16 protein-coding genes, 1 tRNA gene and 2 pseudogenes are annotated in these 17,404 nt (G+C 73.1%); 5 read left to right on the forward strand and 14 right to left on the reverse strand.

Annotated elements, in window-relative coordinates:
* Positions 1-66: 66 nt before the first annotated feature.
* The 4 genes from G7070_RS06105 to G7070_RS06120 form a co-directional block, all read right to left on the reverse strand.
* The gene (locus tag G7070_RS06105; protein WP_166232781.1) at positions 67-2,037 is read right to left on the reverse strand and encodes an ABC transporter ATP-binding protein; all 1,971 of its coding nucleotides are present in this window, start codon (positions 2,035-2,037) and stop codon (positions 67-69) included.
* On the reverse strand, positions 2,030-3,871 hold the full coding sequence (locus tag G7070_RS06110; protein WP_166232783.1) for an ABC transporter transmembrane domain-containing protein: 1,842 nt from the start codon (positions 3,869-3,871) through the stop codon (positions 2,030-2,032). Before G7070_RS06110 ends, G7070_RS06105 begins: the two co-directional genes overlap by 8 nt.
* 65 nt (positions 3,872-3,936) lie before the next feature.
* Positions 3,937-4,821, reverse strand: a complete 885-nt coding sequence (locus tag G7070_RS06115; protein ID WP_166232785.1) for an HAD-IIB family hydrolase — start codon at positions 4,819-4,821, stop codon at positions 3,937-3,939.
* Positions 4,822-4,902: 81 nt separating this feature from the next.
* Positions 4,903-6,513: a helicase HerA-like domain-containing protein gene (locus G7070_RS06120; RefSeq protein ID WP_166232787.1), complete on the reverse strand. Its 1,611-nt coding sequence runs from the start codon at positions 6,511-6,513 to the stop codon at positions 4,903-4,905.
* A gap of 149 nt (positions 6,514-6,662) precedes the next feature.
* Between G7070_RS06120 and G7070_RS06125 the strand changes: the two genes are divergently transcribed.
* Positions 6,663-7,187 carry a LytR C-terminal domain-containing protein gene (locus tag G7070_RS06125; protein ID WP_166232789.1) on the forward strand — a complete coding sequence of 175 codons (525 nt, stop codon included), beginning with the start codon at positions 6,663-6,665 and terminating at the stop codon, positions 7,185-7,187.
* A 66-nt stretch (positions 7,188-7,253) separates the two neighbouring features.
* Here the strand turns inward: G7070_RS06125 and G7070_RS06130 are convergent, their stop codons facing one another.
* The 5 genes and pseudogenes from G7070_RS06130 to G7070_RS06150 form a co-directional block, all read right to left on the reverse strand.
* Complete coding sequence (locus G7070_RS06130; protein WP_166232791.1) at positions 7,254-8,735, reverse strand: potassium/proton antiporter; 1,482 nt, start codon at positions 8,733-8,735, stop codon at positions 7,254-7,256.
* Between the two features lie 79 nt (positions 8,736-8,814).
* Positions 8,815-9,432 (reverse strand): M23 family metallopeptidase, encoded by a 618-nt coding sequence (locus G7070_RS06135; protein ID WP_166232793.1) that lies wholly within the window; start codon positions 9,430-9,432, stop codon positions 8,815-8,817.
* Between the two features lie 95 nt (positions 9,433-9,527).
* Positions 9,528-9,618: transfer RNA gene (locus G7070_RS06140), tRNA-Ser, on the reverse strand.
* 113 nt (positions 9,619-9,731) lie between these two features.
* Positions 9,732-10,180 (reverse strand): annotated as a pseudogene (locus tag G7070_RS06145) (nucleoside deaminase).
* Positions 10,181-10,220: 40 nt separating this feature from the next.
* Positions 10,221-10,745, reverse strand: coding sequence for a tRNA adenosine deaminase-associated protein (locus tag G7070_RS06150; protein ID WP_166235047.1), 525 nt, complete (start codon positions 10,743-10,745; stop codon positions 10,221-10,223).
* A 243-nt stretch (positions 10,746-10,988) separates the two neighbouring features.
* Here G7070_RS06150 and upp point away from each other — a divergent pair.
* Positions 10,989-11,614, forward strand: a pseudogene (upp, locus tag G7070_RS06155) (uracil phosphoribosyltransferase).
* Between the two features lie 54 nt (positions 11,615-11,668).
* Here upp and G7070_RS06160 read toward each other — a convergent pair.
* The 4 genes from G7070_RS06160 to G7070_RS06175 are packed head-to-tail and all read right to left on the reverse strand — an operon-like array spanning position 11,669 to position 13,899.
* A complete protein-coding gene (locus G7070_RS06160) occupies positions 11,669-12,643 on the reverse strand; it encodes a CPBP family intramembrane glutamic endopeptidase (protein ID WP_166232795.1) in 975 nt (324 codons plus the stop codon).
* On the reverse strand, positions 12,643-12,849 hold the full coding sequence (locus tag G7070_RS06165; RefSeq protein WP_166232797.1) for a hypothetical protein: 207 nt from the start codon (positions 12,847-12,849) through the stop codon (positions 12,643-12,645). The genes G7070_RS06160 and G7070_RS06165 overlap by 1 nt, the downstream gene beginning before the upstream one ends.
* Positions 12,822-13,574, reverse strand: a complete 753-nt coding sequence (locus tag G7070_RS06170; protein WP_166230669.1) for a DUF5808 domain-containing protein — start codon at positions 13,572-13,574, stop codon at positions 12,822-12,824. Before G7070_RS06170 ends, G7070_RS06165 begins: the two co-directional genes overlap by 28 nt.
* Before the next feature lie 40 nt (positions 13,575-13,614).
* Positions 13,615-13,899: a PadR family transcriptional regulator gene (locus G7070_RS06175; RefSeq protein ID WP_166232799.1), complete on the reverse strand. Its 285-nt coding sequence runs from the start codon at positions 13,897-13,899 to the stop codon at positions 13,615-13,617.
* A 130-nt stretch (positions 13,900-14,029) separates the two neighbouring features.
* Here G7070_RS06175 and G7070_RS06180 point away from each other — a divergent pair, with 130 nt between their 5' ends.
* Complete coding sequence (locus tag G7070_RS06180) at positions 14,030-14,233, forward strand: hypothetical protein (protein WP_166232800.1); 204 nt, start codon at positions 14,030-14,032, stop codon at positions 14,231-14,233.
* Positions 14,234-14,238: 5 nt separating this feature from the next.
* Positions 14,239-14,898 (forward strand): GNAT family N-acetyltransferase, encoded by a 660-nt coding sequence (locus tag G7070_RS06185; protein WP_166232802.1) that lies wholly within the window; start codon positions 14,239-14,241, stop codon positions 14,896-14,898.
* Between the two features lie 15 nt (positions 14,899-14,913).
* Here the strand turns inward: G7070_RS06185 and G7070_RS06190 are convergent, their stop codons facing one another.
* The gene (locus tag G7070_RS06190) at positions 14,914-15,645 is read right to left on the reverse strand and encodes a glycerophosphodiester phosphodiesterase (protein ID WP_284690956.1); all 732 of its coding nucleotides are present in this window, start codon (positions 15,643-15,645) and stop codon (positions 14,914-14,916) included.
* A 313-nt stretch (positions 15,646-15,958) separates the two neighbouring features.
* Between G7070_RS06190 and G7070_RS06195 the strand changes: the two genes are divergently transcribed.
* A complete protein-coding gene (locus G7070_RS06195) occupies positions 15,959-17,389 on the forward strand; it encodes an MFS transporter (protein ID WP_166232806.1) in 1,431 nt (476 codons plus the stop codon).
* Positions 17,390-17,404: the final 15 nt, after the last annotated feature.

Raw genomic sequence — 17,404 nt, forward strand, 5'->3', positions numbered from 1 at the left:
CTGCTACCAACGCACGGCGTGCCGATCTGCACCCGCCGAGCGGCACGAGCGCGGCCGCCCGGAGGGTCAGCTGCGCCACGTGCGCCACAGGTGGGCGTACTCGCCGTCGGCGGCCAGCAGCTCGTCGTGCGACCCCAGCTCCGCGATCCGGCCGTCGATCACCACAGCGATCCGGTCGGCGTCGTGCGCGGTGTGCAGCCGGTGCGCGATCGCCACCACGGTCCGGTCGCTGAGCAGCGCCGTCATCGACCCCTCGAGGTGCCGGGCCGTGTGCGGATCGATCAGCGACGTCGCCTCGTCCAGGACCAGCGTGTGCGGGTCCGCGATGACGAGCCGGGCCAGCGCGACCTGCTGCGCCTGCGCGGGCGTCAGCTCGGTCCGACCGCGCCCCAGGGGCGTGTCGAGGCCCAGCGGCAGCCGGTCGAGCCAGTCGCCGGCGTCCACCGCGGCGAGGGCGTCCTTGACCTGCGCGTCGGTCGCGTCTCCCTCGCGGGCGAGCACGATGTTGTCGCGCAGCGACCCCATGAACACGTGGTGCTCCTGGGTGACGAGGCAGACCTGGGTGCGCAGCACCGGCAGCGGCAGATCCATGACGTCCACCTCGCCGACCGTCACCGAGCCGGTGCGGGGCCGGTTGATGCCGGCCACGAGGCGTCCGAGGGTCGACTTGCCGGACCCGGACGGCCCCACGATCGCCAGCCGCTCGCCCGGGCGCAGCGCCACGTCCACGCCGTGCAGGACGTCGTGGTCGGGGCGGTAGGCGAACCGCAGGTCGCGGCCGACCATCGCCGAGCCGTCGGGCAGCGCCTCACCGGGGGTGCGGTCCTCCGGCAGCTCCGCGACGCCGAGCAGGCGGGTCGTGGCGGCGACGCCGACCTGCAGGTGGTCCAGGACCTGGATCAGCCGGTCCAGCGGGCCGACGAGCTGCTGCAGGTAGATCGCGGCCGTGGTGACCTGCCCCACCGTCACGACCCCGGCGTCGTAGCCCCACGTGCCGAGCAGCACGACGAGCACCAGCGGCAGCTGGAACGCCAGGTCGATCCACATGAACAGCAGGTTCCGCAGCGACATGGTGTAGCGCTCGGCCTGCGCCGACTCGGCTGTGTCGTCGTCCAGCCGGGCCTGCCGGACGCCGTGCAGGCGCAGCGCCTCGACGGTGCGGGCGCCCTCGACGGTCTCGGTGATCGTCGAGTTGATCTTCGAATACGTCGCCGATTCGGTGATGTAGCCGGGCGCCGCGTTGCGCAGGTAGCGGCGCACCGCGAAGAACAGGATCAGCCCCGACACGATCAGCGGCAGCGTCAGCAGCGGCGAGTTCAGCAGCAGCGCCACCACCGTCAGCGACACCATGGACGCCGACGTGACGAGCGCGGGCAGCGACCAGCGCACCGCCGTGCTCATCTTGGACACGTCGGAGGTGATGCGGGTCACCAGGTCGCCGCTGGACGCCGCCTCGACGTGGCCCAGCGGCAGCCGCAGCACCGTGCCGACCACGTACTCGCGCGCGGCGGCGAGCAAGTCGTAGCCCAGCGTCGCCGAGGCCCGCTTCGCGAACGCGGTGAGGACGGCCTGCACGAGCACGACGCCCACCACGAGGACCAGCACCTGATCGGTCTGGGTGAAGGACGCCCCGGCGGCGGCGTCGTCGACCAGGTCGCCGAGCAGGCGCGGGACGACGAGCGCCGCGATCGCAGCGCCCACGTTCAGGACGATCATCGCGACCGCGCGGGCCTTGCGCGTCGACACCAGGTCGCCGACGAACGCGAACGCGCGCCGCGCCCGCGCCACCGGCAGGCCGCGTTCGGGCGCGCGGGACTCGGCGAAGACGCGCCGGGCGCGCTCGCCGCGGATCCGGTGCCGTTCCCGCCACGCGCGCAGCCGCTCGCCGGTGGGCCGGGTGCGGTCCACGTGGAGCGCCGCGGGGACGCGGGGCTCGGGCGCCTCCGCGCGCCAGGTCGCGGCCGAGCCGGGCAGCAGTTCGGTGGCGTCCCCGCGCGGCGCGGACGAGCCGGGACGGGTGTGGGTCGAGCTAGTCATCGGCCTCCTCCATTCCTCGGGCCACGACGCGGCGGTAGTCGGGGTTGCTCAGCAGTGCGGTGTGCGGGCCGCGGGCGACCTGGACGCCGTCGATCAGGAACGCCACCTCGTCGACCTGATGCAGCACCAGCGGGGACGCCGTCGTCACGACCGTCGTCCGGCCGCGCCGGTGGTCGGCGAGCCGGGGCGCGATGCGGGCCTCGGTGTGGGCGTCCACGGCCGAGGTCGGCTCGACAAGGCACAGGACGTCCGCGTCCGCCAGCAGCGCGCGGGCCAGGATGAGCCGCTGCCGCTGTCCACCCGACAGCCCGCGCCCCTTCTCGTCGACGGAGCCCTGCCAGCCCCCGGGCAGGGCGTCGAAGACGTCCTCGGCGCAGGCGGTGACCAGGGCGGCCTCCGCCTCCTCGCGGGAGGCCCGCCCCCACGGGTCGACGGCCTCCTGCAGCGTGCCGGCGAACAGCATGGAGGAGGTGTCGCTCACCACGACGCGCTCGCGCAGCGAGTCCAGCGCGACGGCGTTGAGGTCGACGCCGTCGGCGGTGACGCCCCAGGGGCGGTCCGCGGCGGCGGCGTCGCGCCGGGCCTGGGCGGCGCGGCGGGCGGCCTTCTCCGAGCGGGCGCGGCGCAGCGCCCGTCCCTTGAGGCCCTCCTCGTCGTCCTCGGGCGCCTGCCCGGCCAGCGAGGGCAGGTAGCGGCCCAGCCGGTCGACCAGGGCGGCGGAGGCGTCCGGGTCGGCGCTGACGACCGCCAGGAACCGTCCGGGCTCCACCGCGACGCCGGACGCCTCGTCCACCAGGCGCGGCGAGGCCGCGACCTCGGAACCGCCGCGCGACCAGGGCGGCATGGCGCCGAGCAGCGCCGAGGTCTTGCCCGCCGCCACGAGGCCGGCGATCCACTTCTGGGCGAAGTCGAAGAACGTCTGCAGCGGCCACAGCATGTAGAGCGCGTAGCCGACGAAGGAGATCAGCTGGCCGACGCTGAGGCGTCCCTCGGCGAGTTCGTGGGTGCCGAGGTACACCAGCGTGACGAGCAGGGCGCCGGACACCAGCACCGAGATCGCCTCGACGACGCCCTGCCACGACCCGACGCGGACGCCCAGGAAGCGCACCTTCTGGCTCTGGCGGGCGTAGTTCGCGCCGAAGGTGGTCTCGCCGCCGATCCCGCGCAGGATCCGCAGGCCGGCGACGATGTCGGTGGCCAGCGAGGTCAGTTCGGAGTTCTGCGTCCGCTCGGCGCGCTGGGCGGCGCTCAGCGGGCGCAGCACCGGCGTGGACGCGGCCAGCAGCAGCGGGCTCATCACGATGACGACGACGGCCAGCTTCGGCGACGTCATCAGCATCAGGCCGCACACGAGCACGAAGGACAGCGCGGCGCCGATGGCCCGCGCGGCGACCTCCAGGGTCGCGCCGAAGGTGTCGGCGTCCGAGCTGGCGACGCTCAGCACCTCGCCGGTCGGGACGCGTCGGCTCAGCGTGTGGCCCAGGCGCCCGGACGTGTGGCCGACCCGCTTCTGGGTTTCGTAGAGGGCAATCACCCACGAGCGGACGACGAGGGTGTGCTGCAGGATGCCGCCGGCGGCCCCGAACAGGATCGCGACGAGCAGCAGCCCGGCCCAGCCCGCGGTGGCGAGCGGGTCGCGGGCGATCATCCCGGCGTCGATCGCCTTGCCCAGCAGCATCGGGCTAAGCACGTTAGGGAGCTGCCACGCGACGACGAGCAGGGTCATGAGCGTGACGAGGCCCGCCTGGCCGCGCACCAGCCAGGTCAGGAAGGAAAGGGGAGAGCGCCAGACCGGTGTATCGCCGGCCGACACCTCAGGTGGGAAATCACGCATAGCCGGTCTACGTTAGGCATCCGACTCGCCGGGGTCAATGGAGTTTCATCACGATCGGATAGCGGTTACCTCCGCAGGGCGGCGTCGAGGTACTCCCCCAGCGCCGCCAGGTCCGGCGCCTCCACTCGGACGCCCACGGCGCGGCCCGCCTCGGGCAGGTCGGCGACCCGCAGCGGCGGCATCAGGAACGAGGTGCCCGCGGCCGCGAGCATGCCGGTGTCGTTGTGGCCGTCGCCGGCGGCGAGCACGTCGGCCCAGGCGACCCCCAGATCCTCGATCAGCGCGTCGGCGCCCTTGAACTCGTGGGCCGAAGCCGGCACCAGATCGAGGATGCGCGGGTGGGCGCGGACGACCTCGACCCCGGGCGCGTCGAGCCGGTACGCCCGCTCCCACTCGTCGGCGTCGCGCGGGATGATCGCCATCTTGGTGACGTCGGCCACCGCCGCCATGTCGCCGACCCGGAAGGGGGAGCCGGTCGCGCCGGCGTCCCACAGGACGGCCTCGGACGCCTCGGCCACCACCCAGTCGTCGGCGGTGAAGACCCACGTCTCCAGGCGCTCGGCGGCGGTCCATTCCAGGATGCGCGCCACGGTCGCCGGCGGCAGGCCGTGCCCGGCGAGGTGGCGCCAGCCGTCGCCGTCGCGGGCCTCGACCACGGTGCCGCCGCCGCCCGCGAGGTGCGTGACGTAGGGGAGGTCCGCGACCAGTTCGCGCATCGACGTGATGGTGCGGCCGGAGCAGAACGCGACCGGGACGCCGACGTCGGTGAGCCGGGCCAGCACGTCCTGCGCGCCGGGAAGCCAGGACGTCTCGTGGCGCAGCGTGCCGTCGAGGTCGAACAGCGCCACCGCGGGGCGGGTCGCCTCCGCGAGCAGCGCCGACCACGGTCGCGGGCGGCCGTCCGCGTACGTGCGCAGGACCCGCGGCTCGGCCGCGCCCGGGTCGGGCACGTCGCCACCCCCGGTCATGGGCGTCGGGGCCGGGTCGGCGGCGTCGCGCGGTCGGTCATGGGCGTCGGATCGGCGCGGCCGTCAGCGGCGGCGTCCGGTGCCGAAGATCGAGCGGGTGATCTCCCGGGCGGCGGAGCGCGCCATCTGGCGGACCATCGTGTTCTGCGTGATCTGCTCGATCAGCGACTTCTGCCGCGGCGCCCGACGCTCGTCGGCGCGCGCCGCCCGCTCAGCCTCGCGCTGCGCGGCGGCGTCCAGCTTCGCCTGCGCGGCGGCGGCCTTGGCCTGCTCGGCCTCCAGCTTGGCCTGCTCCTTGGCGGCCTGCTCCGCGGCGGCCGCCTCGGCGCCGGCCTGCAGCTTGGCGTTGAGGATCTCGTAGGCGGACTCGCGGTCGACGGCCGTCCCGTAGCGGGCCTGCATCGAGCTGGACGCCACCCCGGCGGCCATCGCGCCGGCGTCCAGGGGGTCCATCGACGACTCGGGGGCGCGCATCCGCGTCCAGGCGACGGGCGTGGGGGCGCCGTTGGGGTTCAGGACGGTGACGATCGCCTCGCCGATGCCGAGCTGCTGCAGCCGCTCCGCGAGGTCGTAGTCGACCTTGGGGTAGGTCGCGACGGTCGCCTTCAGCGCCTTGGCGTCGTTGGGGGTGTGCGCGCGGAGCTGGTGCTGGACGCGCGAGCCGAGCTGCGCGAGGACGTCCTCGGGCACGTCCTTGGGCGTCTGGGTGACGAAGAACACGCCCACGCCCTTGGAGCGGATCAGCCGCACGGTCTGCTCGATGGCGTCGTTGAACGCCTTGGACGCCCCGTCGAACAGCAGGTGCGCCTCGTCGAAGAAGAACACCAGCTTGGGCTTGTCGAGGTCGCCCGCCTCGGGCAGGTCGGTGTAGAGGTCGGCCAGCAGCCACATCAGGAAGGTGGAGAACAGGGCGGGCCGGTCGGCGAGGTTCGGCAGCTCGAGCAGCGAGATGACGCCCAGCCCGTCCCCGGTCACCTTGAGCAGGTCGGCGGTGTCGAACTCGGGCTCGCCGAAGAACTGGTCCCCGCCCTGGGCGGCCAGCGCGGAGAGCTGGCGCTGGATGACCCCGACCGTCGCCTTGGCCAGACCGCCGATGTTCGCGAGCTCGGGCTTGCCCTCCTCCGACACGAGGAACTTCAGCAGCTCGTTGAGGTCCTTGAGGTCGAGCAGCAGCAGGTTGTTCTGGTCGGCGTAGGAGAACACCAGCGACAGCGACGACTCCTGCGTCGCGTTCAGGCCCAGCACCTTGCTCAGCAGCAGCGGGCCGAACGAGCTGACGGTGGCGCGCAGCGGGACGCCGGTGCCCTGACCGCCGAGGGCGTAGAACTCGACGGGGTTGCCCGCCGGGGTGAAGTTCTGGCCGATCGCCTTCGTGCGCGCCAGCAGCTTCTCGCTCGGCGTCCCGGGGATCGCCAGGCCGGACAGGTCGCCCTTGATGTCGGCGGCGAACACCGGGACGCCCGCCTTGCTGATCTGCTCGGTCATGAGCTGCAGCGTCTTGGTCTTGCCGGTGCCGGTGGCGCCGGCGACGAGCCCGTGGCGGTTCAGCATCGACAGGCTGATGCGGATCACGGCGTCCGGCACGGGCGTGCCCGCGTCCACCAGGACGCCCAGCTCGATGGAATCCGCGTCGAACGTGTAGCCGTCCCTGATGGCCTGGATCGCGTCACTCATGGCCGAAAGGTTAGCGGCCGGGGCACCCCGCCGTGGCGGGCTCCACGGTCACCGCCGGGGCGTCCGGACGCGGCGGACGGGCGCGCGCCGGGCGGCGGCGCGTGGGGGCGTGAAGTAGGCTGAGCGCGCGAGCCAGGCGGAAGGGACCCATGGACACGAATCAGATCGTGCGGGCGGTGAAGACACCCGTGACGTTGGTGCTTCTCGCCGTGCTGGTCTACTTCGCCGCGAACTGGGGCCTGGACGCCGTCCGCAAGCCGATCCCGCCGCGTCCGCCCGAGCCCTGCGTGGTCCAGCAGATCGGACCCGAGCTCACGCCCGACCACGTCTACGTGCGGGTCTACAACGGCTCCAAGACCAACGGCCTGGCCAAGCGGCTCGGGTCGGTGCTGTCGGCCGACGGCTTCAAGGTCGTCAAGCGCGTCAACGCCGACCGGGACGACTACCCGCGCTCGCTCGTGGTCGGCCACTCCGAGGACAGCCCCGAGGTGGCGCTGGTGCGCAAGGCCCTGACCAACGTGGACTTCATGGCCGACGGCCGCATCGACCGGACCGTCGACGTCATCATCGGCAGCGAGCAGCCGGGCGCCGCCGAGCAGCCGGACCTGAAGGTGCCGCTGCCCGACGGGACGGCGTGCCTGCCCAAGATCCAGACCGTCGAGGTCAACGAGTAACTCCCCGCCCGCCGGCCCGCGCCCGGGCTGTGCGTACCTCCGGTCGAGGCCCCTCGGCCCCCGCGCTCAGTCGCGGAGCCACCTGGCCAGGCGCCCGTGGCGTCCGACCTCCCGGAACCGCTTCTCGGTCTGTGCCCGCAGCGCGGACGGCACCACGACCATGAGTTCGTCGCCGGCGTTGATCCGGTCCAGCGCGTTCGGGACGATCGGGTGACCGTCGCGCAGGATCACCGCGATCACGGTGAACTTCGGCAGCCGCAGTTCGCCGATGGTGACCCCGTGGAGTCGCGACCCGTCGGGGACCTTGACCTGCATGAAGTCGGCCTGGATGCGGTCCAGCGGCGCGATCTCGACCTCGATGTCCATCGCCGCGGCGTCGTCGACGATGCCCAGCCGGCGCGCCACCCAGGGCAGCGTCGGGCCCTGCAGCAGCGTGAACACCACGACGAAGACCAGGACCTCCTCGCTGATGCGGGTCGCCGAGGGCGCGTTCGCGGCCAGCGGCACGGTCGCCATGATGATCGGCACCGCGCCGCGCAGCCCCGCCCAGGAGATGAACGCCTGTTCGCGCCACGGCACCTTGAACCACACCGAGCACACCGCCACGGCGATGGGGCGCGCGACGAAGGTGAGGAAGGTGCCGATGATCAGGGACTCGAGGACCATCTGCCACGTCAACAGCTCGGGCCGGGCCATCATGCCGAGCATCACGAACAGGCCGATCTGGGCGATCCAGCCGACGCCCTCGGCGAACGAGCGGGTGGCGTTGCGGTGCGGCAGGGCGCTGTTGCCCAGGATCAGCGCCGCGACGTAGACCGCGGCGAAGCCCGACAGGTGCAGCACGACGCCGGCGCCGTAGGCGGTGACCACGACGGCCAGCGCCGAGAGCGGGTAGAGCCCGGACGCCGGCAGCGCGACCGCCTTGAGCAGCCTCGCCCCCAGGTAGCCCAGCAACGCACCCAGGATGATGCCGCCGACCAGTTCGACGACGATCAGGCCCGCGACGCCGGCGACGCCGCCCCCGGGCACGTCGCCCATGGTCCACGCGGTCGCGGCAGAGACCAGCAGCACGACGGGCGCGTCGTTGAGGCCGGACTCGGCCTCGAGCACCGAGCGGACGCGGGCGGGCAACGGCAGCCCCCGCAGCACCGAGAAGACCGCGGCCGAGTCGGTGGGCGCGGTGATCGCCCCGATCAGGACGGCCTGGGGCAGGTCGAGCCCCAGCACGAGGTGGCACAGCGTCGCGACGAGCCCGATCGAGACCAGGACGCCCACCGTCGCCAGCAGGCCCGCCACCGTGAGCGACCCCTTGATGTCGACCCAGCGGGTCGTGAACCCGCCCTCGGCCAGAATGAACACCAGCGCCGCGAAGCCGAGCGCGTGCGCCAGGGAGGCGTCCGTCATCTTGATGCCGCCCAGCTCCAGGGCGAGGCCGAGCCCGAGGAACAGCAGCAGGGAGGGTAGCCCGAGGCGCGATCCGAGCCGGGCCGCCAGGGCTGCCGCGAGCACCACAACGGCACCGAACAGCAGCATGGCGTCGAGGCTCATCACGCCAGATTTTACGGGTATGTGGCCCCCGTCCCGCGACCTTCCTCACAATCCGGCGGGCCGGGCCGGGCGCGGGGGCTCACGCGACGTGGACGACCCGCCCGGACCGCGGTGTCCCACCGTCGAAGAGCAGCGGCACCGGCCGGGCGCGCGCGAGGTCGAGGCGGTCGACCGCCTGGACGTGCACGTGGGGCTCGGTGCTGTTGCCCGAGTTCCCGCAGCGCCCCACCGGCTCCCCGGCCCGCACGCGCGCGCCGGGCCGCACGAGGACGCTTCCGGCCTGGAGGTGGCACAGCGCGACGACGGCGCCGCCCTCGCACCGCAGCAGGACGTGGTTGCCCGCCAGGCCCGGCCAGCCGGCGGCCAGGCGGCGCCGCTGCGTGAGGGCGTAGCCCAGGGACGGCAGGCCGCGGTGGGCCGGGTGATCCGGGGCGCCGTCGGAGGCGGCGACCACCTCGGCGTCGGCGGGGGCGAGGAGGGCGCGGCCGAAGCCGGCGAAGGCGTCCGGGGGCTCGGGCCGCACCAGGGTCGAGAAGGTGACGGGCGCGCTGCGCCCCGCGGCGTCCACGCCCACGAAGTCGATGGCGAGCGCCGAGCCGAACAGCGTCGTGCCGTGGCTGGGGATCCGGTCGGCGGGGCTGTTGCGCGCGACCCAGTCGCCGCGGAACGGGTACCGCACGGCGAGCGGCGCCGTCACCGGCCCCACTCCCCCGTGCCCACTCCAGGGTTCATGGCCCCAGCGTGGCACGCCCCCGGACGCAGAAGAACCCTTGATCGCTCAAGGGTTCTTCGTGGCGGTGACGGTGGGATTTGAACCCACGGATGGGGGAAACCCATCTCGCGCTTTCGAGGCGCGCTCCTTCGGCCGCTCGGACACGTCACCGCCGACAACCGTACCGAATCGGCCCGCCCGCACGCCAATCGACGGGCACCCGGGCCCGACGCGCCCGCCCGGTGGGCAGCGCCCGGGCGCGGCATCCGGACGCCGCGGCGTACTCAGCGGTGCGGGGCGAAGAAGTCGCGCAGCAGCGCGGCGGCCTCCTCCTGCGCCACGCCGGAGATCACCTCGACGCGGTGGTTGAGCCGGGGGTCGCGCACGATGTCGAACAGGGACGCCACGGCGCCGGCCTTCGGGTCGTGCGCCCCGTAGACGAGCCGGGCGACCCGCGCGTTCACCAGGGCGCCGGCGCACATCGCGCACGGCTCCAGCGTGACGACCAGGGTGCAGGCGGACAGGTCCCAGCCGCGCTCGCCGGCGCGCTCCCCAGCGCCCCGGCGGCGCGGCGCAGGGCCAGCACCTCGGCGTGGGCGGTGGGGTCGCCGGTGAGCTCGCGTTCGTTCCCGGCGCCCGCGACGATCGCGCCGGCGGGGTCCACGACCACGGCGCCGATGGGCACGTCGCCCCACGTCGCCGCGCGGCGCGCGTGCTCCAGCGCGGCGGCCATGGCCGGCTGCCAGCGCGTCGCCCCCGCCATCGGCCGCGCCCTACAGGTCGAGGGTCGCGACGATCCGGGACAGCCCCGTGCCGAAGCCGATCTTCTCGGCGACCTCCTCGAGCGCCTCCACGGCGTCGTCGGACTCCTCGCAGATGGCCTCCATCTCCATCTCGGGCAGCCCGGCGTCGGCGAACAGGTCCAGGTCGCCGACCGGCTCGGAGTCCTCCTCGTCCTCGGGCACGTCGAGCCCGAGGTAGTCCACGGCGTCCCGCGCGATCGGCCAGTCCTGGCCCGCGATCGAGTCCGAGAGCATGAGCTGCACCACGCGGCCGCGGACGCGCGTGATGACGAAGACGTCCTGCTCGATGCTGACCATGCCGACCGCGCCGGCGTCCCCGGGCATGCGGCGCAGCGCGTCGATCAGGCCGTCGAGGTCGTTGGCCAGGTCGAGGTCGAGCGACTGGACGACCGGCGTCCCGTCCTCGCGGTACAGCGCGACGACGAGGTCGATCTCGTCCTCGCCCGCGTCGTCGGGGTAGTCGTCATCGTCGTCGAGGTCGTCGTCCAGACCCAGGGCCGAGTAGTCGTCCCCTCGGCTTCGTCCACTCCGGGCCGGTCGTCGCCGCGGTCAGCGAGTTCGGCGTCGTAGTCGTCGTCGAGTCCGGCCATGGTGGCTCCTTTCGTCGTCCCCCATCGTCTCAGACTCCGTGACGTTCGGCACCCCGTCGGCCAGGCCCGCCGGCCGTGGCGCCGCGTCCCCGCCGCCGCGCCACGGAGGGCCCGCGGCTGCCACAATGGCGGCGTGGAACTCATCGCTGTGGATCATCCCCTCGTCGCTCACAAGGTCCGTCTGCTGCGCGACGTGAAGACCGACTCCCCGACCTTCCGGCGCCTGGTCGACGAGTTGGTGACCCTGCTGGCCTACGAGGCGACCCGCGAGGTCCGCGTCGAGGACGTCGAGGTGCAGACGCCGATCACGACCACGACGGGGCCGCGCCTGTCGCACCCGCTGCCGCTCGTGGTCCCCATCCTGCGCGCGGGGCTGGGGATGCTCGACGGCATGATGCGCGTGATGCCGACCGCCGAGGTCGGCTTCGTGGGCATGGTCCGCGACGAGGAGACCCTGCAGCCCTTCACCTACGCCGAGCGGCTGCCGCAGGACCTGTCGGGACGCCAGTGCTATGTCCTGGACCCGATGCTGGCCACCGGCGGCTCGCTCGGCGGCACGGTGAAGTTCCTCGTCGACCGCGGCGCCGACCACATCACGTGCATCTGCCTGCTCGCCGCCCCGAGGGGATCGCGAACATGCGCGCGCTGGTCGACCCCGTCGGCGTCCCGTGCACGCTGGTGGTCGCCGCCGTGGACGACCACCTCGACGAGCACGGCTACATCGTCCCCGGCCTGGGCGACGCGGGCGACCGGCTCTACGGCCTCGCCGAGTAGCCTGCTCCGCGCGCGCCATCCGCCCTGCTGCGTGCCGGGCGGCGGGGCGCGGCCTCAGTCGGCGACGGGCCCCGCCGCGTGGGCGGGAGCCGTGTCCGGCACGCGGGCGGAGGCCGGGCGCAGGCCCGGGACGGTCCAGAGGATCACCGCGACGACCGCCAGGGCGAGGCCGCCCAGGAGGCCGACGGGAACCGCGATCAGCGATCCGGCGCCGGCGACCAGCACGGCGAAGATCCCCGCGAAGCCGTTGAAGGCGCCGTGGACGACCGCGGGCGCGGCCACCCAGGTGGAGCGCTCGCGCGCCCACCACAGGATGAACGACAGCGGGATCGTGATGACGACGAACATCGGGATGCCCGCAACCCAGTCGGGGCCGTAGTTGTGGCCCAGCGCGATGAGCGGCGCGTGCCACAGCCCCCACAGGACGCCGACGAGCAGGTTCGCCTTCACCAGGCCCAGCGGCCGGACCTCCTCCGACAGCACGCCGCGCCAGCCGTACTCCTCGCCGAACGCGAACACGCCGTTGATGGTGATGCCCGCCAGGAAGGCCTGCACCAGGGTCATCCCGACCATGGCGGCGATCGGGAGCGACGCCCCCGCGGCCGCCGGGTTGAGCTGCGCCAGGAAGGCGTCGAACTCGGCCTGGGTGCGCCACGTCCCGGCCCCGGGAACGCGCGCGGCGGCGGTCAGCCACGCCACGAGCAGCGTGACGGCGAACATCAGCGCGTAGGCGACGTCCGACCACGCCCAGGTCGCGCCGACGGCGCGGAGCTTGGCCCGCCGGGCCCGCTCCCACTCCCGGCTCAGCAGCGGACGCCGCCGCGCGATCCGCTCCGTGATCAGCCCGGCTCCGAGCGGGAACAGCATGGCGGAGGCGAGGGTGAACACCGAGACCAGCCCCGGGGCCGCGGTGCGGCCCATCGCCAGCAGCGCGACCGCCGCCAGGACGGGCCCCGTCAGGGCGATGCCGTAGAAGATCCACACGCGGCGCCACGCCACGGTGGGGCCGTGCTGCTGGATGACGCTCATCACCGCTCCCCCTCGGCCTCGGTGTGCGCGGCGCGCTGGGCGGCCAGGTCGCGGCGCTGTTCGCCCCGGCGTCCGGCGAGCGCCAGCCCGAGCAGGGGCGCGGCGGCTCCGCCCACCATCGACGCGACCAGCAGCGGTCCGACCCACCAGCCGCCCTTGGGCACTGCGCGGGCCACCGTCAGGGCGGCGGCGGTCCCGCCGGCCATGCCGGCCAGCGCGAGCCGGCCGGCGCGTTCGGCGCCCGGACGCGCCGGGCGCAGCGCCGTCGCGGCGAGCGCCGAGGCGCCGAGCGAGACAGCCACGTCGGTGCAGGCGGCCGTGCGGCGCGCGACCCAGGCGTCCGGCTCGCCGGCGGGACCCCAGTGGTTGGCCAGGCGCTCGGGCAGCGCGCGCCCGCGGACGGCGTAATGCGCCATGACGGCTCCGGTGAGGGCGAAGGGCAGCCCCGCGGCGAGCGTGAAGCCCCCTGGGGAACCTCGGCGAACGGCTCGTCCTCGGCGTCCGGCTCGATGAAGCCCAGCCGGACGGCGACGGCGCCCACGTTGAGGTCCCAACCGGCGCCGAAGGCGCGCGGCATCAGGAGACGCGGGTCGGCGGGGTTCCACATCGACTGCCGGATGCGCTCACCGGTGGGAGGGCGGAAGTCGTAGGGGATGCCGCACCAGCGACCGACGCGCGGGTCGCGGCCGGCCTCCGGGGCGCCGTCCGCGCCGTCATCGTCGTCCTCGACGACGAACGCCGCGATCCGCTCCACGGCGCCGGCGAACTGCTCGGGGGTCATGTCGGCGTCCATGGCCGCGCACATCGAACTCATCATCTCGTCGCGCACGACGCCGCGGTAGGACGCCGGCACCTGCGCCACGGACGCCTCCAGCCACGAGCGGGCGGCGGCGGCGGTCTCCGGGGTCAGCTCGTCGATCGAGCGGATCATCGCTCCTCCTTCAAGAGCGCGTCCAGGCCGTCCCGGACGCTCAGCCAGGCCTGATGCATCTCCGCGTAGGCGTCGCGGCCCGCGGGGTGAGCTCGTAGTACTTCCGGGGCGGCCCGACCGGCGATTCGCGCCATGTCGAGCTGATCATCTCCGCCTTCAGCAGGCGCGCCAGCAGCGGGTACACCGTGCCCGCGGTGAGAGCCAGGGCGGGCTGCCCGCCGAGCTCGTCCACGATCTCGGAGCCGTAACGCTCTCCGCCGACCAGCAGCCCGAGGACCGCGAGCTCGACGACGCCCTTGCGGATCTGCGCCGTACGTTCGTTCATGTCTAGAATGTATCACCAAGTACCCTGTATCACCTACATATAGGTGCCACATGGATCCTGGTGGCACCCGCCATCGCCCGGCCGCGGTGTCGCGCCTAGCCTGAAGGCATCCCACTGCGAAGGAGGGACCATGTCCGACAACACCGACAACGGCGGAGACATCTCCTCCGGCTTCGGCGACGAGTTCGAGCCGCCCATCTCCGACGAGAAGGCGCGGGCGATGTTGCACCCCGACGTGACCATCGACACCACCGTGGTCCACAAGGACGGCGACCGGACGGTCATCGTGCACCGGCGCGAGGAGTCCGGCACGCTCGACAAGAACCACGGCTGACGCGGGTGCCGGTCGACCCGCGCCTCGCCGAGGCCTTCCCGCCGCTGGGGCTGCGCGTCACCGCCGGCCGGCTCGAACTGCGCGGCATCGGCACCGAGGAGGCGCTGGCGCTGATCGACGTGGTGCGCGGCGGCGTCCACGACGAGTCGGTCATGCCGTTCTCCGTGCCCTGGACCGACGCCGAACCCGAGGCGCTGCCGGCCAACTACCTGCAGTGGTGGTGGCGCTCGATGGCGACGTTCGCCCCCGACGCCTGGGAACTCAACCTGTGCGCCCTGTGGGACGGCGAGGTCGTCGGCGTGCAGGGGGTCGCGACCCGCGACTTCGCCACGCTGAGGTTCGGCGAGACGGGCTCGTGGCTGGGGCGCCGCTTCCAGGGCCGGGGCATCGGGACGGCCATGCGCCGGGCCTTCTGCGCCCTGCTGTTCGACGAACTGGGATTCGAGTTCGTGACGTCGGCGGCGTTCACCGACAACCAGGCCTCGATCCGTGTCTCCTACAAGGTGGGCTTCCGGGAGAACGGCCTGGACTGGCAGCCGCCGCGCGACGAGCGGGGCACGCTGCAGCGCATGCTCCTACTGCCCGAGAACCTCGTGCGGGGCGAACCCCTCACCGTGGCCGGCGCGTCGGCCATGCGGCGCTTCATCGGCGTCGAGGACGCCTGAGCGCCGCCCGCCCGATCAGCGGCTGTTGAGCACCTCGCGCGCCCGCGCCGGGAAGTTCGTGATGAGCGCGTCCACGCCCAGGTCGCGGACGCGTTCCACCTCGACGGGCTCGTTGACGGTCCACACGTTGACCTCGAGCCCGGCCTCGTGGCTGCGCTCGACGACCTTGGGCCGCGTCGCCGACAGCGACGGGTGCAGCGCCGAGGCCCCGAGCTTCACCGCGTAGTTCCACGGCCGCCACAGCGGCTCGGAGTACAGGATGCCGAGCGGCAGCGTCGTGCCCGACTCGGCCAAGCCGCGCAGCGAGTTGTGGTCGAAGGACGACACGATCACCCGGTCGGCCAGCCCGTAGTCGTCGATGATCGCAAGGACGCGCTCCTCGAGGCCCTGATAGGGGATGCGCGAGTTCTTCAGCTCGACGTTCAGCCGCACGTCCGCGTCCCGGACCAGGTCGAACACCTCGGCCAGCGTCGGGATCCGGACGCCCTCGAAGCCCTCGTGGCCCGCGCCGGCGTCCAGACGTCGGAGGTCCTCCAGGCTGTGATCGGCCACCCAGCCGCGGCCGTCGGTCGTCCGCTCCAGCGTCTCGTCGTGGATGACCACCACGTGGTCGTCCCGGGTGAGTTGCACGTCGAACTCGAGACCGTCGGCACCCTGCTCGATCGCCATCTCGAACGCCGGGAGGGTGTTTTCCGGCGACGAGCCGCTCGCGCCCCGATGGGCCCAGACCTTCGTCACGCGCACCATGGTGGCACGGCGCGGGCGGCCGGGGTCGGCGTCCGGCCGCGCGGACGCCGACGTTCACCCGGGCGTCGGCGCCGCGACCGCGACCGTTCCCCGGCGGGCACCCGGCCGTCGACCAAGCGCCACCCGGACCACGGCGCCCTTCCTGGGCGTTCCTGACGATGGCCGACCCGGCGCGACCGCCCGCGTCCGACGGATTTCCCCAGTCCCACCCTCGCTGCGGCGGTGGGTGGACGGATCGCATCACAGTGTTGTGACGACCGCTGCGCGGCGGGCGGTGGCGGTGCCAAGATGGCGCGCCTAGAAGGAGGAAACGATGACCCCCACATCAGATCCCGCCAGGACCGCCCCCGCGTCGACGCACCGGCGCTCCTGGCTCGCGTCCCCACCGCCCGCACCCCGGCTCCCCGACGCCGAGATCAAGGAGAAGTACCCCCGCCTGCGGCTGCAGGTTTTCATGGGCATCTTCATCGGCTACGCCGGCTTCTACCTGATCCGCAACAACATCCCGCTGATCGCCGCGGTGATCCTCAAGGAGGGCTGGATCGACAAGGTCGGCATCGGCCTGATCGCCAACGCCGTCCTGATCAGCTACGGGTTCTCCAAGTTCTTCATGGCGACGGTGTCCGACCGCTCCAACGCCCGCTACTTCCTGCCCATCGGGCTGGCGCTGTCGGCGCTGACCAACCTGGCGGTGGCGTTCGTCCCGGCGGTGTCGGCCACCGTGGCGACCTTCGCGATCGTCATGTTCATCAACGGTTGGTTCCAGGGGATGGGCTGGCCGCCGTGCGGCCGCGTCCTGGTGCACTGGTTCTCCACCACCGAGCGCGGCTGGAAGACCGCCATCTGGAACACGGCGCACAACGTCGGCGGCATGGGGGTGGGCGCCGCGGCGGCGTTCGCGCTCGACTTCACCGGCGGGGCCTGGCAGAGCGCCTTCTGGTTCCCCGCGCTGATCGCGCTGGTCGTGGCGGCGTTCGCGTTCGTCGTGATCCGCGACACCCCCGCGTCCGTGGGGCTGCCGCCCATCGAGGAGTACCGCCACGACCCGGCCAAGGTGTCCTCCGACACCCAGGGCGAGGCCGGGATGGGCTACTGGCAGATCATCCTCAAGCACGTCGTGTTCAACCGGGTCATGGTGATGCTGGCCCTGGCCAACGTCTTCGTGTACGCGCTGCGCTACGGCGTCCTGTCGTGGACGCCGACCTACCTGTCCGAGCACCACCACGCCTCCGTCACCGCCGGGATCATGGGGTTCTCCCTGTTCGAGCTCGCCGGCATCTTCGGGACGCTGGCCTGCGGCTGGGTCTCCGACCGGGTGTTCAAGGGCAACCGCACCTGGACGGGCGTCACCTTCATGATCGGCGTCGGCGTGTTCCTGGTGCTGTACTGGCTCTCCCCCGTCGGCACGCCGTACTGGCTGCTGATGGTCTACCTGTTCTTCATCGGCGCGTTCATCTACGGCCCGGTGATGCTGATCGGGCTGCAGGCGCTCGACATGTCGGCCCCGCACGTCGCGGGTACCTCCGCGGGCTTCACCGGCCTGTTCGGGTACGTCCTGGGCGCCACGATGGCGTCCACCGGCGTCGGCCTGCTCGTGCAGAACTTCGGATGGAGCCTCACGTTCGCCGTCCTGACCGGATGCGTGGTGGCGGCGATCCTGCTGCTGCTCGCGATCGGCCCCGAGGAGAAGCGCCTCATCGCGCTCCACGACGCGAAGGTCCGCGACGCCGGCCCGCGCGCCTGACCGCCGGCCGCGCGG

This window comes from Propioniciclava coleopterorum, assembly GCF_011393335.1.
Taxonomy (GTDB): Bacteria; Actinomycetota; Actinomycetes; order Propionibacteriales; family Propionibacteriaceae; genus Propioniciclava; species Propioniciclava coleopterorum.

What these genes read in the sequence shown, in the direction of transcription:
- G7070_RS06160 (WP_166232795.1), bottom strand. Translation starts at nt 12,643, where the DNA reads ATGAGCGTCATCCAGCAGCACGGCCCCACCGTGGCGTGGCGCCGCGTG.
- G7070_RS06175 (WP_166232799.1), bottom strand. Translation starts at nt 13,899, where the DNA reads ATGAACGAACGTACGGCGCAGATCCGCAAGGGCGTCGTCGAGCTCGCG.
- G7070_RS06125 (WP_166232789.1), top strand. Translation starts at nt 6,663, where the DNA reads ATGGACACGAATCAGATCGTGCGGGCGGTGAAGACACCCGTGACGTTG.
- G7070_RS06170 (WP_166230669.1), bottom strand. Translation starts at nt 13,574, where the DNA reads ATGATCCGCTCGATCGACGAGCTGACCCCGGAGACCGCCGCCGCCGCC.
- G7070_RS06190 (WP_284690956.1), bottom strand. Translation starts at nt 15,645, where the DNA reads ATGGTGCGCGTGACGAAGGTCTGGGCCCATCGGGGCGCGAGCGGCTCG.
- G7070_RS06180 (WP_166232800.1), top strand. Translation starts at nt 14,030, where the DNA reads ATGTCCGACAACACCGACAACGGCGGAGACATCTCCTCCGGCTTCGGC.
- G7070_RS06130 (WP_166232791.1), bottom strand. Translation starts at nt 8,735, where the DNA reads ATGAGCCTCGACGCCATGCTGCTGTTCGGTGCCGTTGTGGTGCTCGCG.
- G7070_RS06165 (WP_166232797.1), bottom strand. Translation starts at nt 12,849, where the DNA reads ATGGCCGGCGGGACCGCCGCCGCCCTGACGGTGGCCCGCGCAGTGCCC.
- G7070_RS06105 (WP_166232781.1), bottom strand. Translation starts at nt 2,037, where the DNA reads ATGACTAGCTCGACCCACACCCGTCCCGGCTCGTCCGCGCCGCGCGGG.
- G7070_RS06195 (WP_166232806.1), top strand. Translation starts at nt 15,959, where the DNA reads ATGACCCCCACATCAGATCCCGCCAGGACCGCCCCCGCGTCGACGCAC.
- G7070_RS06120 (WP_166232787.1), bottom strand. Translation starts at nt 6,513, where the DNA reads ATGAGTGACGCGATCCAGGCCATCAGGGACGGCTACACGTTCGACGCG.
- G7070_RS06110 (WP_166232783.1), bottom strand. Translation starts at nt 3,871, where the DNA reads ATGCGTGATTTCCCACCTGAGGTGTCGGCCGGCGATACACCGGTCTGG.